Genomic DNA, 14,636 nt, shown 5'->3' on the forward strand with positions numbered 1-14,636 from the left:
ATTTGTGCACGAATTTAAAATATTTTAACTGGATAAGTGTTAAAATTTTGTTCAAAAATATATCTTTTAAACAAAAAAAAAGCCTCGTTTGAGACTTTTTTAGATTTTTTAAGTTTATTAGTATTCATCCTCATTCCAAAGATAATCTTCTTGTGAAGGATAATCTGGCCAAATTTCAAGAATTGAATCAAAATTTTCATCCTCATCTTCAATATCTTGTAGATTTTCAACAACTTCTAATGGAGCTCCAGTTCTTATAGCATAATCAATCAATTCATCTTTTTTTGCTGGCCATGGTGCATCTGCTAAATAAGATGCCAATTCTAAAGTCCAATACATAATTTTCTAGTATTAATTTTTTTGCAAAAATAATTTTTTTACTTAATAAAACAAGTTTTTTTTTGATTTTTAATTAAATAATAACATTTAATATCTTTCTGGAACCCATTTTATTTCCTCTACTTTAAAATCGTTTGAAAATTTTCTAGCTAAAGTGAATAGATAATCGGATAATCTATTTAAATAAATGATAATTAATTCGTTAATTGGAGACTCTTCATTTAATAAAGTACAAATTCGTTCGGCCCTTCTACAAACGGATCTTGCAATGTGGCAATAGGAAACTACCGGATGACCTCCTGGTAAAATAAAATGTGTCATTGGTGGTAGATTTTCATTTATGACATCCATTTCATTTTCAAGAAAAGCAATGGCATTACTGTTAAGTTTAGGTATATTAAGACGGTCTTTTCCGCTTTTTAATTTTTCCTTGCTAGGAGGCGTTGCTAACATTGCTCCTAAAGTGAATAATTCTGTCTGAATTTTTAATAAGTTTTTTTTTGTGTCTTCATCAATTTTTTGGTCTTTAATTAAGCCTATAAATGAGTTTAATTCGTCAGCGGTGCCATAAGCCTCAATTCTAATATGATGTTTTGGAACTCTTTCTCCTCCAAAAAGAGATGTTTTTCCTTTATCTCCAGTTTTTGTGTAAATTTTCATAAGGTAAATTTAAATAAATATTAACTAATTTATAAGCGTATTGTAAAATGTTGTTTGTTTTGTTCCTTTCTAAAAAATACAATTCCCCAGTAAAAAGTATTTATAGTAACCGTAACTTTAGGATGCTCTTTTATTATATTCCAAGCTTGGTGCATTTCTTTGGATAAATTAATATCATCAAAAATAAAAATAGAATTGTTATGAGTAGTTTTTAAGCATTTTGTAAAGTAGTTTAAAGTAGCTTTTTGAGTATGATTGCCATCAAAATATATGAAATCAAAAGATTTATTATGAATTATATTAGGAAGTGTTTGGTTAAATTCTCCTGTAACTACTTCAATATTAGATAAATTAAATCTTTCAAATAATTGTGTCGCATAATTGGCTGTATTTGGGCAACCTTCTAAACTAATAATTTTTGCATTTGAATTTCCAATACTTAATGCTGTACTACTTAATCCTACGGATGTTCCTATTTCTAAAATAGATTTAGGTTTGAAATAATCTATTAATCTAATTAATAAAAGACCGTTTTTAGTTCTTATTCCAGCAACTTTTGATATATCAGAAACTTTTCGTTCATTCATTTTAAATACTTTCGAACCACTTCCAAAGTCTGTAACATTTAGTATTGTTTCATCTTTTAAAAGCCATTTTTTTACCTTAATAAATTTATTTTTTTGTGATAAATCAGTTTTACGATTAAAACATTTGGTAATCAAATGAAAAACAAATGGAGAATGTACTCCATGCTTGTTAGTAGATTTGAATAAAAAAAGAATATATAGTTTAATTTTAAACCACATTATTAGTATATTTAAATGCGAAATTAAAAGAAAAATTATTTTAATAGGTCATTTAAAATTATATTTGCCTTACCTTCAATAAAATTTTATGAACAAATATTTAATATACCTTTTAATTATAAGTCTGTCTACATCGTGCGTTACGACAAAACAAATGACTTATTTTCAAGGAAATCCAGTTAAAAAATCTGAAATTTATAAATTAAATAATCAACCATATCGATTACAAGTTAATGACATTTTGTACATTGATATAAAAGCAGATAATCCTAAAATTGTTTCTGTATTTAAAAATGTGGAAAGTAAATCGGGAAATGCAACTAGTGGTAAAGGAGATGCTTTGTATTTTAATGGTTATACCATTGATAGACATGGAAATATAAGAATTCCATACATTGGTGAAATAAATGTTTTAGGTTACACAACTAAAGAAGTTCGTGAAAAAATTGAAGAAGAATTAGGTAAGTTTTTTAAAAATCCAGAATTAATTTTTGTTACTGTAAAATTAGCTGGAATTAAATTTGTGGTTACTGGAGAAGTAGGTTCGCCAGGAACTATTAATTTAATGCAAAATCAAGTTTCAATAGTTGATGCTATTGCAAATGCAGGAGAAATAACACAACTTGGTAATAGAAGTGATGTAACTATTATTAGAAAAACTATTGATGGAGTCCAAAAATACCATTTAGATTTGACTAGTGTTGATGTGTTTAATTCAAAATATTTTTACATACAACCTAATGATATTATATATGTAGCTCCACTAAAACAGAAATCTTGGGGCACAGGAACTACTGGATTCCAAACATTTTCAACAGTAGTTACGGTGTTATCTTTTATAGTAAGTTCGGTTTTATTAGTTAAAAACTTATAACAGTTTGTGATGAATAAACAATTTAATTTTACAGAAAAAGCAAACGAACAAATTACCGATATTAAAGACTATTTATTTAGAGTGTTAGCTAATTGGAAATGGTTTGTATTAGCTATTGGAATTGCATTGGCAATTGCTTATTTCTTTAATATTTCTACTCAAAAAATTTATGGATTAAAAACAACAATTGCTGTAAAAGAAAAGCAAAATCCATTATTTGCAACTGGTACTAATATTGCTTTTAATTGGGGTGGAGTTAGTGATAAAGTTGAAAATATCAGAAAAACGTTAACATCAAGATCTCATAATGAAAAAGTAGTTAAACAACTTAAATTATATATAGATTATTATGTAGATGGTAAATTTAGAAAAGAGGATATTTATGGCAAAAATCCATTTGGAATAAAATTACAAGTTAACCAATATCAGTTATTAAATAATTTTATAAAAATTACATTTATTGATAACGATAATTTTACTATTTCAGTTGATTTCAATGAGGATTCTAAGTATAAATTGATGAATTATACTAATGAATCAATTAAAAAATTTACACCTGAAAATAATAGTTTTTCAAAAAAATATGCAGTTAATGAATATATAAATGAGCCATTTTTAAAGGGAGAAATTATAAAGAAAAATCCCGAAAATAATTTGTCTGGAAAAACGTATTATGTTCAATTAAAATCAATAAATCAGGTTACTAATAATTATAAAAATATTGGAGCAAAGGGTTTATCGGGAACTTCGTTAATTGAAGTTTCATTAACAGGAGCTAACAAACATAAAATAGTAGATTTTTTAAATAAAACTGTAGAGGTTTTAGCAAAAGATCAACTTGCAGAAAAAACAGATTATGCACGAAGCACCAAAAGATTTATTGATGAACAATTCAAAAATACTTCAGATAGTTTAAAACTAATTGAAGATAATATAGGTAAATTTAAAAAGAGAAATTCTATTTACGATTTATCTGCCCAAGGAGTTGAAATATTTTCACAAACTACAGGTTTAGATAAGGTTCAAAAAGAACTCACAGATAAAATTCAATATTTAAAACAATTAGAAAATTATATAAAAACGCATACAAATTATGCAAAAATACCAGCGCCTGCAATTATAAATGTAGATGATGCTTCTATTGCTGAAATGGTTGGTAAATTAACAGAATTGTCTGTTAAAAAGGAACAACTTGCAAATGAAGTTACCGCTAATCATCCTTCATTAAAATTGGCAAGTCATGAAATTGAAACTACAAGAAAAGTTTTATTAGAAAATATTTCATCGTTAATTACTACTATTAACGTTAGCTTGGATAATAGTAAAAAGCGATTAAGCTCTTATAATTATAAATTAAATAAATTACCAAACAAAGAGCAGAAGTTATTAAACTATCAACGAAAGTATAGTTTAACAGAATCTAATGTAGTTTTTTTAATGCAAAAAAGATATGAAGCAGCAATTGCAATTGCTGCAAGTGTATCGGATATTACAGTGTTAGATTCAGCAAAAGATACAGGACAAGGATATATTTTACCAAGAACTTCTTTTAATTATATGATTGCACTTTTATTAGGTATTATATTGCCTTTATTTGTAATAATTGCAATGGAAATTTTTGATAATAAAATTAATACTTCCGAAGATATTGAGCGTATTTCTCCAATTCCAATTTTAGGAGTTTTAGGGAAAAATATGGCAGATAATAATTTGGCAGTTTTTTTAAAACCAAAATCTACAGTTGCCGAATCTTTTAGAGCTTTACGTTCAAATATTCAATTTCTAATTTCAAGAGATTTAAAGGATAAACCTAAAACTATTTTAGTAACATCATCAGTTAGTGGAGAAGGTAAAACTTTTGTATCTATAAATATGGCTACGGTATTTGCATTAGGAGGGAAAAAGACAATTTTGGTTGGATTAGATTTGCGTAAACCAAAAATATTTGGTGATTTTGAAATTACTAATAAAAAAGGTGTAGTTAATTATTTAATTGATGACTCTGATTTGCCTTCAATTATTCATAAAACAAAAGTACCTAATCTAGATGTAATTACTTCTGGACCAGTACCACCAAACCCTTCTGAATTATTAATCAATTCTAGTATGGACGAACTGATTGATAAATTGAAGAAAGATTATGAATATATTATTTTAGATACTCCACCAATTGGTTTAGTTAGTGATGCAATTGAACTATTAAAATATGCAGATACTACAATTTATGTTGCCAGACATGGATATTCACAAAAGGGAATGCTTAAAATGATTAATGAAAAGTATTTGAAAGAAGAAATTTCAAATATTAGTATTGTTTTAAATGATTTTAAAGTAAAAGCTAAATACGGATATTCTTATGGCTACGGTTATGGATATGGCTACGGTTACGGCAAATATTCAAATGGTTACCACGAAAATGAAAAACAATCATTTTTTAAGAAATGGTTTAAAAAGAAGAAAAGCTAAATTTCATTTCCTTCAATAAACACTTTATCAATAAGATTATTTCCAAAGGAATAAGGTAAAAAATTATAGCTTGGTATTGGTTGTGTAATAATAAAATTAGCTCTTTTGTTTTTACAAATACTACCATGAGTTTTTTCAATTCCCATAGCATAAGCACCATTTATGGTTGCTGCATTTATTGCTTCTTCAGGAGTCATATGCATTTTTACGCAAGCAGTAGAAATCACAAAATTCATATTACCTGATGGAGTAGAACCAGGATTATAATCTGTAGCAAGTGCTATAGGTAATCCAGAATCTATCATTTTACGAGCAGGAGTATAAGGTATACTTAAAAAATAGGAACAAGAAGGAAGTGCAACAGGCATAGTTTTAGAGTCTTTTAAACTATTTATATCTTCATCTCTCATTTCTTCTAAATGATCAACAGATAAGGCGTTATATTTAATCCCAGCCTGAACTCCACCAATTGCTGTAAATTGATTTACATGAATTTTAGGTTTTAAATTGTGCTTTACAGCAGCATCTAATAATTTTTCAGTATCAGCAACCGAAAAATAACCAGTTTCACAAAAAATATCAATAAAATCAGCTAAGTTTTCTTTTGCTACAACTGGCAATATTTCATCAATTACTAAATTTAAAAAACCTTTTTTATCATTTTTATATTCAATTGGTAAAGCGTGCGCTCCTAAAAATGTTGCTTTTATGGTTATTGGAAAATTTTGTTGTAATTTTTTAATTACTCTTAACATTTTTAACTCAGCTTCTTTGTTTAATCCGTAACCAGATTTTATTTCTACAGCTCCAGTTCCCATTTCCATAACTTCTTTAATGCGTACTACAGATTGTTCGTATAAATCATTTTCTGAAGTGTTTTGTAGTTTTTTAGCCGAATTTAGAATTCCTCCACCTTTTTTTGCAATATCTTCATAACTAAGTCCATTTATTCTATCCACAAATTCTTGTTCTCTATTTCCTGAAAATACCAAATGAGTATGGCTATCGCACCAAGCAGGTAAAACCATTTTTCCTTTTGCGTTAATAGTTTTATCTACATTTAATTGAGGAATATTTTCCATTAAACCAAAATCTTTGATTAAATTATTCTCAATTAAAAGGAATGCATTTTTAATAGTCGGAAGCTCTTTCATTTGTTTTCCAACAACCATTTGTTTTGGAAAATATTCAACCTGAATTAATTCTTTTATATTAGTAATTAAAGTTGTCATTTTTAGCATAAATTAAGTATTCAAATATACATCTATTTTTTTAAGGTTTAAGTATTGAAGGCTATAACGATTTAGTGACATTAGTCACTATTTTTTACCGTAATTGCTAAGGTTTTCATCCAATATTGAATTATCTTTGTAAAAAAATAAAAAAATGAATAAAGCGATATACATTGCTACAAGCGAAGCTCATAGTGGTAAATCTTTAGTAACCTTAGGTTTAATGAGAATGATGCTTGGTAAAACAGCAAAAGTAGGTTATTTTAGACCTATTATAGATGATGTCAAAAAAGGGAAAAAAGACAATCATATTAAAACTATTATATCTCATTTTGAATTAGATTTAAACCCAGAAGAAGCTTATGGATTAACACGTACTGAGTTTATAAATAAACGAAATGATGGTAGAGAAGGTGAAGTTTTAGATATAATTATTGATAAGTACAAAAAGCTAGAGGAAAGGTATGACTTTATGCTAGTTGAAGGCACTGATTTTTCTGGAGAAGGAACAGCGATTGAATTAGATGCAAACATATTATTTGCAAAAAATTTAGGAATACCAGCAATTATAGTTTCTACTGGAATAGGCAAAACTTTAGATGAATTTATTAATGGATTACATTTAGCGTATGATTCTTTTAAAGAAAAAGAAGTTGAAGTTTTAGCCGTTATTGCTAATAAAGTACAAGAAGAAAATATTGAAATTGTACAAAATGGAGTAGAGAAAAATTTACCAAAAAATGTATTTGTTAATGTAATTCCGTTAATTCCATCTTTAAATAATCCTACTATAAAAGAAATTTCAAAAGCTTTAAATGCAAAAGTACTTTTTGGGAAGGATCATTTAAATAATCAAGCTGCAAATTATAAAGTAGGAGCTATGCAGTTACGTAATTATTTAACTCACTTAGAAGAAAATAGTTTAATTATAACTCCTGGTGACAGAGCTGATGTAATATTAGGAGCATTACAAGCAAATATATCTTCAAATTATCCTTCAATATCAGGAATTGTTTTAACAGGAGGAATTATACCAGATGAACCTATTGTAAAATTAATTGATGGTTTAAATCAAATAGTGCCAATAATTTCTGCAGAACAAGGAACTTTTGAGGCCACAAATATTATTGGTTCAGTTAGAGCTCAAATGTATGCAAGTAACAAAAGGAAGATTATTACGTCATTAAATACATTTGATAAATATGTAGAATCTCACAAACTTAATGAGAGATTAATTTCATTTACAAATGAAGGAATAACGCCAAGAATGTTCCAATATAATTTACTTAAACGAGCTAAGCAAGTAAGAAAGCACATTGTATTGCCTGAAGGTAATGACGATAGAATAATTACAGCAGCTTGTAAGTTGATTGAAATGGATATTGTGGATTTAACAATTTTAGGGAAAAGAGATAAAATTGAAAGTGCACTTAAAAGACTTCACATTAAAACAAATATTGAGAAAATAAATATAGTAAATACAGGAGAATCTGAGCACTACCAAGATTTTGTTAATTCATTATTTGAATTAAGAAAACATAAAGGTTTAACTATGGCTATGGCGGAAGATTTAATGTGTGATGTTTCTTATTTTGGAACCATGATGGTGCATAAAGGGTTGGCTGACGGTATGGTATCTGGTGCTGCTCATACAACTCAGCATACAATTTTACCAGCATTACAATTTGTAAAAACAAAACCAGGAGTTTCAGTAGTTTCTTCAATATTCTTTATGTGTTTAGATGATAGAGTTTCTGTTTTTGGAGATTGTGCTATTAATCCAAACCCTACTGCAGAACAATTAGCAGAAATTGCCATATCTTCTGCTAATTCAAGCATAAACTTCGGTATTGATCCTAAAATAGCGATGTTGTCTTATTCATCAGGAGCTTCTGGTAAAGGTGAAGATGTAGATAGAGTAAGAAAAGCTACAGAAATTATTAAAAAATTGAGACCAGACTTAAAAGTAGAAGGACCAATTCAATATGATGCAGCTGTAGATTTAAGTGTAGGTAAAAGTAAATTACCAGATTCTGAAGTAGCAGGACAAGCAAACGTTTTAATTTTTCCAGATTTAAATACAGGAAATAACACATATAAGGCAGTACAAAGAGAAACAGGAGCACTAGCAATTGGACCTATGTTACAAGGTTTAAACAAACCTGTTAACGATTTAAGTAGAGGTTGTACTATAGATGATATTTTTAACACAGTTGTTTTAACAGCAATACAAGCACAAGGAATTTAAAATGAAAATTTTAGTAATAAATTCAGGTAGTTCTTCAATTAAATATCAATTATTTAAAATGCCTGAAGAAGAAGTTATTTGTTCAGGATTAGTTGAAAGAATAGGAATATATGATGCCAAAATACATTATAAATCTAATAATCATAAAATTGATGATGTAGCGGATATACCAGATCATAAGGTAGGTTTAAAAAAAATTGTAGATCTGTTATTAGATAATGAAGTTGGTGTTATCAGATCTACTTCAGAGATTGAAGCAGTAGGACATAGAGTAGTGCATGGAGGTAGTTCTTTTTCTAACACTACTATTATTGATAAAGAGGTAAAAAATAAAATTAAGAGTTTATTTTCATTAGCGCCGTTGCATAATCCACCTAACTATGTTGGTATTGATGTAGCGGAATCTATATTTCCAGAAGCTAAGCAAATAGCTGTTTTTGATACTGCTTTTCATCAAACAATACCTACAGTAGCTTATAAATATGCTATTCCAAACAAATTTTTAAACGAACATAAAATTCGATTATATGGATTTCATGGAACTAGTCATAAATATGTTTCTGAAAAAGCTATAGCTCATTTAGGAATTAATGATTCTAAAATCATAACTATTCACCTTGGTAATGGGTGTAGTATGACTGCTATTAAGGATGGGAAAAGTATGGATCATACGCTAGGTTTTGGACCTGTAACTGGATTAATTATGGGAACCAGAAGCGGAGATATTGACCCAGCTATTATTTTTCATTTAGTAAATAGTTTAGGTTATAAATTAGATGATGTTAATACGATGCTTCAAAAAGAAAGTGGGATGCTTGGTTTAACTGGTTTTAGCGATTTACGTGATATTGAATCTGAAGCTGAAAAAGGTAGTAAAGAATGTCAGCTAGCATTAGATATGAATGCTTATAGAATTAAAAAATATATTGGAGCTTATGCAGCTGCTATGAATGGGTTAGATGCTATTGTGTTTACTGCAGGTATTGGTGAAAATTCAGTTTTCATTAGAAAGTTAGTTTGCAAGGATATGCAATATTTAGGTATTGATTTAGATATTGAAAAAAATGATTTAAGAGCTAAGAAGCTAACAGAAGTTCAATCCGAAACTTCAAAAGTAAAAGTACTTATTATCCCAACAAATGAAGAAGTTGAAATAGCAAAACAAAGTTATCAATTAGTAAAATAATTAAACTTATATTCATAAAAAAAAGCATTGAAATTATTCAATGCTTTTTTTATAGAATTATATGTATGGAGTTCTTCTATTTTAAAGAACCAATCATATCTTCAGGTTTAACCCATTCGTCATATTGTTCGGCAGTTAAATAACCTAAATTAATCGCTTCTTCTTTTAAAGTTGTACCATTTTTATGTGCAGTATTAGCAATTTCTGCTGCTTTGTAATAACCAATTTTAGGATTTAAAGCGGTAACTAGCATTAATGAATTGTTTAATAATTCAGTAATACGTTCATTATTAACTTTGATTCCAACAGCACAATTATCATTAAAACTAACACAAGCATCACCTAATAAACGAGCCGATTGTAAAAAATTAGCTGCCATTACTGGTTTAAATACGTTTAATTCAAAATGACCTTGTGTACCTCCAACAGTAATAGCTACGTCATTACCAATAACTTGCGCAGCAACCATGGTTAATGCTTCAGCTTGAGTAGGATTTACTTTTCCTGGCATTATAGAACTTCCAGGTTCATTTGCTGGCAAAATTAATTCCCCAATTCCTGAACGTGGACCTGATGCCATCATACGAATGTCATGCGCTATTTTATTTAATGATACTGCTAGTTGTTTTAATGCTCCATGGCTTTCCACAATAGCATCGTGAGATGCTAAAGCTTCAAATTTATTTTCAGCAGTTACAAATGGTAATCCTGTAAATTCCGCTATTTTTTTAGCTACTAAAACATCATATCCTTTTGGGGTATTTAATCCTGTACCAACAGCAGTTCCTCCTAAAGCAAGTTCTGCTAAATGCGGTAATGTATTTTTTAAAGCTTTTAATCCGTGAGCTAATTGTGAGGCATAACCAGAAAATTCTTGTCCAACAGTTAAAGGAGTTGCATCCATTAGATGTGTTCTTCCTATTTTAACTACATCTTTAAATTCAATAGATTTTGCTTCTAAAGTTTTTTGAAGTTTTTCAATACCTGGAATAGTTACATCTACTAACATTTTGTAACTAGCAATATGCATTCCGGTAGGGAAGGTGTCGTTACTTGATTGGGATTTGTTTACATCATCATTTGGTTGAATGGTTTTTTCACCTTCTCCAATTACTTTTCCAGCAAGTTCATGTGCTCGGTTAGCAATTACTTCATTGGTATTCATATTACTTTGTGTACCTGAACCTGTTTGCCAAATTACTAAAGGAAATTGATCGTATAATTTTCCATCTAAAATTTCATCACAAACTTTTGAAATTAAATCTCTTTTAGCCTCCGGTAAAACACCTAATTCACAATTAGCATGTGCTGCAGCTTTTTTTAAATAAGCAAAACCTTCGATAATTTCTTGAGGCATTGAAGCGCTTGGACCAATTTTAAAGTTATTTTTTGATCGTTCTGTTTGAGCTCCCCAATATTTATCAGCAGGAACTTTAACTTCACCCATAGTGTCCTTTTCAATTCTGTATTTCATAATAAAATTTTATAACGATTATATTTTAATTAATTAACTATTTTTAAGATAAGTAGTAAGGTTGTTCAAAGTTACAAAATGTGACTTTTAACTTCTTGAAAATTAGCTATTTTTTTTGTGGTTTTTTGTAAGAATTGTAACGTAATAAAAAAAATAAAAAATTATTGTTAAATTAAAAATAAATAGTAGTTTTGTCAATAAATAAAACAATTAGACAATTTTAACATGGATTTATCTCAATTTACAGGTTTTTTAATCTTTTTATCAATTTTCACTATGGGATTTTGGTTGATGATTTTTTTAGCAAGTTTTATAGTTCCTTATTGGTTATATGGAAATATTAAAGAAGCTATTAAATATAGAAAAGAGGCAAAAAAAGAAAAGAAATAATTCATTTACATATATAAAAAAAAGAGGCAACTAATAGTTGCCTCTTTTTTTATGCTTTAAATCTTTCTTCATCTCCACCATCATTATAATTGCCTTCAGGCCTTTCACGTTTCTTTTTTTGATTAAATCTATAGGTAAAATTTAGTAATATTTGGCGTTCTCTCCATTGAAATTCACCAGTTGAAATAGTTGTTGGTGTATAATCAGTTGATTTTCGTTTACGAGTATTAAATAAATCTCTTACATTTAATGATAGAGTTCCTTTTTCTTTAAACACATCTTTACTAAAAGCTAAATTAACAATGTATATTCCCTTTCTATCCGATTGAGCTGTTTTTCTTGGACCTCTATACATAGCTCTAGTTTGCCAATCAATTTTACCAGGCAAAGTTATTCTTGAATTTAAACGAGTAAACCAACTAACATCGTTAGCATCATAGCTAATATCATTATAACTCCCTTTAGTTTTATAGCTGTAGAAATTAAAACTATTGGATAATTTCCACCATTTAAACGGATTGTAATTTGCTGTAAACTCAAATCCATATCTATCTTGAGAACTTAAATTGATAGGACTTCTAATAATTACCAAAGTTTCCACACCATTTATAAGTCTTGTTTCTTCCTTTTGAGCAAATTCAAAGTTATTAATGGAATGTTGGTAATAAATTGAAGAGTTTAATGTAAACTTGTTCCATCTTTTTAAATAACCAAAGTCAAAAGAATTAGTGTAAGTTGGGTCTAAATTAATGTTCCCTTTTCTAATATAAGTTTCACTAGTTCTTGATTCAAAAGGGTTTAAAAACCAATGCCTAGGTCTTCTTAATCTTCTACTATAACCTAAAGTAAGACTTTCAGAATCATTAAATTCATAACCTAAGTTAACTGTAGGGAAAAATTCAGTAAAATTTTTATTGTAGATTTCATTAGTTTGAATTAGGTTTATTTTTCTATCGGTAGTTTCCATTCTTAAACCTAATAGGTATGAAAATTTATCTATTTTTTTTCCATACTGTGAGTAAACGGCATATATATTTTGTTCAAAATTTAAGTTATTTGAGAAATTGGTATTATTAACATATTGATTTGTAGTATCATCAAAATCCTCAACTAAATAATCAGAGGTTAGTTTATTTAAATCGAATTTAAAACCGAATTCAAATTGTGATTCTTCACCAAAAGGTAAAACATAATCACTTTTAAGTAGTACTGTTTGAGAATTTTGTATGGTTGAATTCCTTTCTGGATTATTTACGGAATAGGATGGAAACAAGTCGCTATCTGTTATAAAAGCAAAACTATTTTCATCTGTATTATTATATTGAAAATCGGCAGTTAATTTATGCCCACTTTTTTTAAAATTTTGAGTGAAATTTAAAGAAAATTCACGGGTTTTATTATTTTCATCATCACGCTCAATTCTTTCATTAGTTCTGGTTAAGTTATTTAAAGCGTCAAATTCATTACTTGTATTGTTTGAAATATCTAATCCGTTAGATTCTCTATACAAAAAAGTACCTGTTAAAGTACTTTTATCGGTTAAATAGTATTCCATACCAAATCTAGAGTTGAAACTATTTCTTTTTCTGTCATACAATCTATTTTCTTCTTTAGAACTTAAAATATTACTTAATTCATCAAAGTAGGTAGTGTTATTATATGAATTTCCGGGTGCTTTTCTATAGCTATATCCTGAATTAGTAAATAAGTTGAATTTTTTAGTTCGTAAATTTAAATTAGCAGATCCTCCAAAATTATCTGGATTTCCAGCTGTTGCAGTAAACGAACCATTAAATCCTAAAGCTTTTCCTTTTCTTAAAACAATATTTAAAATACCAGCGGTACCTTCGGCATCATAGCGAGCGGATGGACTAGTAATTACTTCCACTTTTTCAATAGCATCAGCAGGTAATTGGCGAAGAGCATCTGTGCCACTTAAACCTACTAAACCAGATGGTTTTCCATTAACTAAAATACGGACATTGTCATTACCTCGTAAACTAACATTTCCCTCAACATCAACATCAACAGATGGAACATTATCAAGCACATCAGAAGCTGTACCACCTTTAACGGTCATATCTTTACCAACATTGTATATTTTTTTATCTAAATGAATTTCTACCGTACTTTTTTCTGCAATAATTTCAACTTCATTTAGGGCTTGTGCATCTGGACTTAAGTAAATTGTTCCTAAGTTAGTATCTTTTAAAAATGAATAATTATTTATTTTTTTTGGTTTAAATGAAATAAATTCAACGGATATATTATAATTTCCTTTTTTTACATCAATGGAAAAATCACCTTTAGCATCGGTTAAACCTCCAGTTATATTTTTACCATTTACAGGAGTTAAAACTATAGTTGCATATTCTAAAGGTTGTTTGGTTTCATTATCAACTATTTTACCTTTAACTAAAATTTTTGAATTAGCGTTTTGGTTTTGTTGTGCATTACCTGAAATTATAAAAAAGAAACAAAGTATTATTAAACTAAAAGTATTTTTCATAAGTATATTTACTATTTTTCAGCACAAATATATAGGTTAATATTATGAAAGAATGTTAACTAATGTTAACGCTTGTTAAACTACAAAAAGATTTAATCTTAAACAGGAGATTTATAATATAGTTTTAATTATTTCTGGAGGTCTACCAATAACTGCTTTATCATTTTTAACTACAATTGGACGCTCAATTAATTTTGGATTATTTACCATAGCAGTTATAATTTCACTATCGGAAAGGTTTTTACCTTTAAATTCAATTTTCCAAATAGTTTCGTTTTTTCTAACTAGATCTATAGGCTTTATGGCTAATAATTTTATTAAATTAGATAGTTCAGTTTTTGTTAGAGGAGTTTCTAAGTATTTAACAATTTCAAAAGGTTGTTTATTTTCCTTTAAAATAGCTAAACCTTGCCTGCTTTTACTGCAACGTGGATTGTGATATATTTTCATAA

At 28.2% G+C, this 14,636-nt stretch carries 12 protein-coding genes; 5 read left to right on the top strand and 7 right to left on the bottom strand.

All coding sequences use genetic code 11. From position 1 onward, the window contains the following. Positions 1-117: 117 nt before the first annotated feature. From R3342_RS00190 to R3342_RS00200, 3 genes are all read right to left on the bottom strand, one after another. Positions 118-339, bottom strand: coding sequence for a DUF2795 domain-containing protein (locus R3342_RS00190; RefSeq protein ID WP_318937497.1), 222 nt, complete (start codon positions 337-339; stop codon positions 118-120). An 87-nt stretch (positions 340-426) separates the two neighbouring features. Then, positions 427-999: a cob(I)yrinic acid a,c-diamide adenosyltransferase gene (locus R3342_RS00195; RefSeq protein WP_318937499.1), complete on the bottom strand. Its 573-nt coding sequence runs from the start codon at positions 997-999 to the stop codon at positions 427-429. A 29-nt stretch (positions 1,000-1,028) separates the two neighbouring features. After that, positions 1,029-1,805: a class I SAM-dependent methyltransferase gene (locus tag R3342_RS00200; RefSeq protein WP_318937500.1), complete on the bottom strand. Its 777-nt coding sequence runs from the start codon at positions 1,803-1,805 to the stop codon at positions 1,029-1,031. Between the two features lie 154 nt (positions 1,806-1,959). Between R3342_RS00200 and R3342_RS00205 the strand changes: the two genes are divergently transcribed. Further along, the gene (locus R3342_RS00205; protein WP_318937502.1) at positions 1,960-2,679 is read left to right on the top strand and encodes a polysaccharide biosynthesis/export family protein; all 720 of its coding nucleotides are present in this window, start codon (positions 1,960-1,962) and stop codon (positions 2,677-2,679) included. 9 nt (positions 2,680-2,688) lie between these two features. Then, entirely contained in the window at positions 2,689-5,145 is a 2,457-nt protein-coding gene (locus tag R3342_RS00210) for a polysaccharide biosynthesis tyrosine autokinase (RefSeq protein ID WP_318937504.1), read from the top strand. Here R3342_RS00210 and hutI read toward each other — a convergent pair. After that, a complete protein-coding gene (gene hutI, locus R3342_RS00215; protein ID WP_318937506.1) occupies positions 5,142-6,377 on the bottom strand; it encodes an imidazolonepropionase in 1,236 nt (411 codons plus the stop codon). The two genes, R3342_RS00210 and hutI, sit on opposite strands and share 4 nt — an antisense overlap. Positions 6,378-6,531: 154 nt before the next feature. Here hutI and pta point away from each other — a divergent pair, with 154 nt between their 5' ends. Both pta and R3342_RS00225 read left to right on the top strand, forming a co-directional pair. Further along, entirely contained in the window at positions 6,532-8,625 is a 2,094-nt protein-coding gene (gene pta / locus R3342_RS00220) for a phosphate acetyltransferase (RefSeq protein ID WP_318937507.1), read from the top strand. Between the two features lies 1 nt (position 8,626). After that, on the top strand, positions 8,627-9,811 hold the full coding sequence (locus tag R3342_RS00225) for an acetate kinase (protein ID WP_318937509.1): 1,185 nt from the start codon (positions 8,627-8,629) through the stop codon (positions 9,809-9,811). A gap of 76 nt (positions 9,812-9,887) precedes the next feature. On the opposite strand, the gene fumC is transcribed toward R3342_RS00225, so the two are convergent. After that, positions 9,888-11,285 carry a class II fumarate hydratase gene (fumC, locus tag R3342_RS00230; RefSeq protein ID WP_318937511.1) on the bottom strand — a complete coding sequence of 466 codons (1,398 nt, stop codon included), beginning with the start codon at positions 11,283-11,285 and terminating at the stop codon, positions 9,888-9,890. 225 nt (positions 11,286-11,510) lie between these two features. Between fumC and R3342_RS00235 the strand changes: the two genes are divergently transcribed. After that, positions 11,511-11,675, top strand: coding sequence for a hypothetical protein (locus R3342_RS00235; RefSeq protein ID WP_318937514.1), 165 nt, complete (start codon positions 11,511-11,513; stop codon positions 11,673-11,675). 49 nt (positions 11,676-11,724) lie between these two features. On the opposite strand, the gene R3342_RS00240 is transcribed toward R3342_RS00235, so the two are convergent. Further along, complete coding sequence (locus tag R3342_RS00240) at positions 11,725-14,184, bottom strand: TonB-dependent receptor domain-containing protein (RefSeq protein WP_318937515.1); 2,460 nt, start codon at positions 14,182-14,184, stop codon at positions 11,725-11,727. A 111-nt stretch (positions 14,185-14,295) separates the two neighbouring features. Further along, on the bottom strand, positions 14,296-14,634 hold the full coding sequence (arsC, locus tag R3342_RS00245; protein WP_318937517.1) for an arsenate reductase (glutaredoxin): 339 nt from the start codon (positions 14,632-14,634) through the stop codon (positions 14,296-14,298). Between the last annotated feature and the right edge of the window lie 2 nt (positions 14,635-14,636).

This window comes from Lutibacter sp. (assembly GCF_033723435.1).
GTDB lineage: Bacteria > Bacteroidota > Bacteroidia > Flavobacteriales > Flavobacteriaceae > Lutibacter.

Coding starts and splice junctions, on each gene's coding strand:
- R3342_RS00210 (WP_318937504.1), top strand. CDS start 2,689: ATGAATAAACAATTTAATTTTACAGAAAAAGCAAACGAACAAATTACC.
- R3342_RS00240 (WP_318937515.1), bottom strand. CDS start 14,184: ATGAAAAATACTTTTAGTTTAATAATACTTTGTTTCTTTTTTATAATT.
- R3342_RS00205 (WP_318937502.1), top strand. CDS start 1,960: ATGACTTATTTTCAAGGAAATCCAGTTAAAAAATCTGAAATTTATAAA.
- hutI (WP_318937506.1), bottom strand. CDS start 6,377: ATGACAACTTTAATTACTAATATAAAAGAATTAATTCAGGTTGAATAT.
- R3342_RS00190 (WP_318937497.1), bottom strand. CDS start 339: ATGTATTGGACTTTAGAATTGGCATCTTATTTAGCAGATGCACCATGG.
- pta (WP_318937507.1), top strand. CDS start 6,532: ATGAATAAAGCGATATACATTGCTACAAGCGAAGCTCATAGTGGTAAA.
- fumC (WP_318937511.1), bottom strand. CDS start 11,285: ATGAAATACAGAATTGAAAAGGACACTATGGGTGAAGTTAAAGTTCCT.
- R3342_RS00195 (WP_318937499.1), bottom strand. CDS start 999: ATGAAAATTTACACAAAAACTGGAGATAAAGGAAAAACATCTCTTTTT.
- arsC (WP_318937517.1), bottom strand. CDS start 14,634: ATGAAAATATATCACAATCCACGTTGCAGTAAAAGCAGGCAAGGTTTA.
- R3342_RS00225 (WP_318937509.1), top strand. CDS start 8,627: ATGAAAATTTTAGTAATAAATTCAGGTAGTTCTTCAATTAAATATCAA.
- R3342_RS00235 (WP_318937514.1), top strand. CDS start 11,511: ATGGATTTATCTCAATTTACAGGTTTTTTAATCTTTTTATCAATTTTC.
- R3342_RS00200 (WP_318937500.1), bottom strand. CDS start 1,805: ATGTGGTTTAAAATTAAACTATATATTCTTTTTTTATTCAAATCTACT.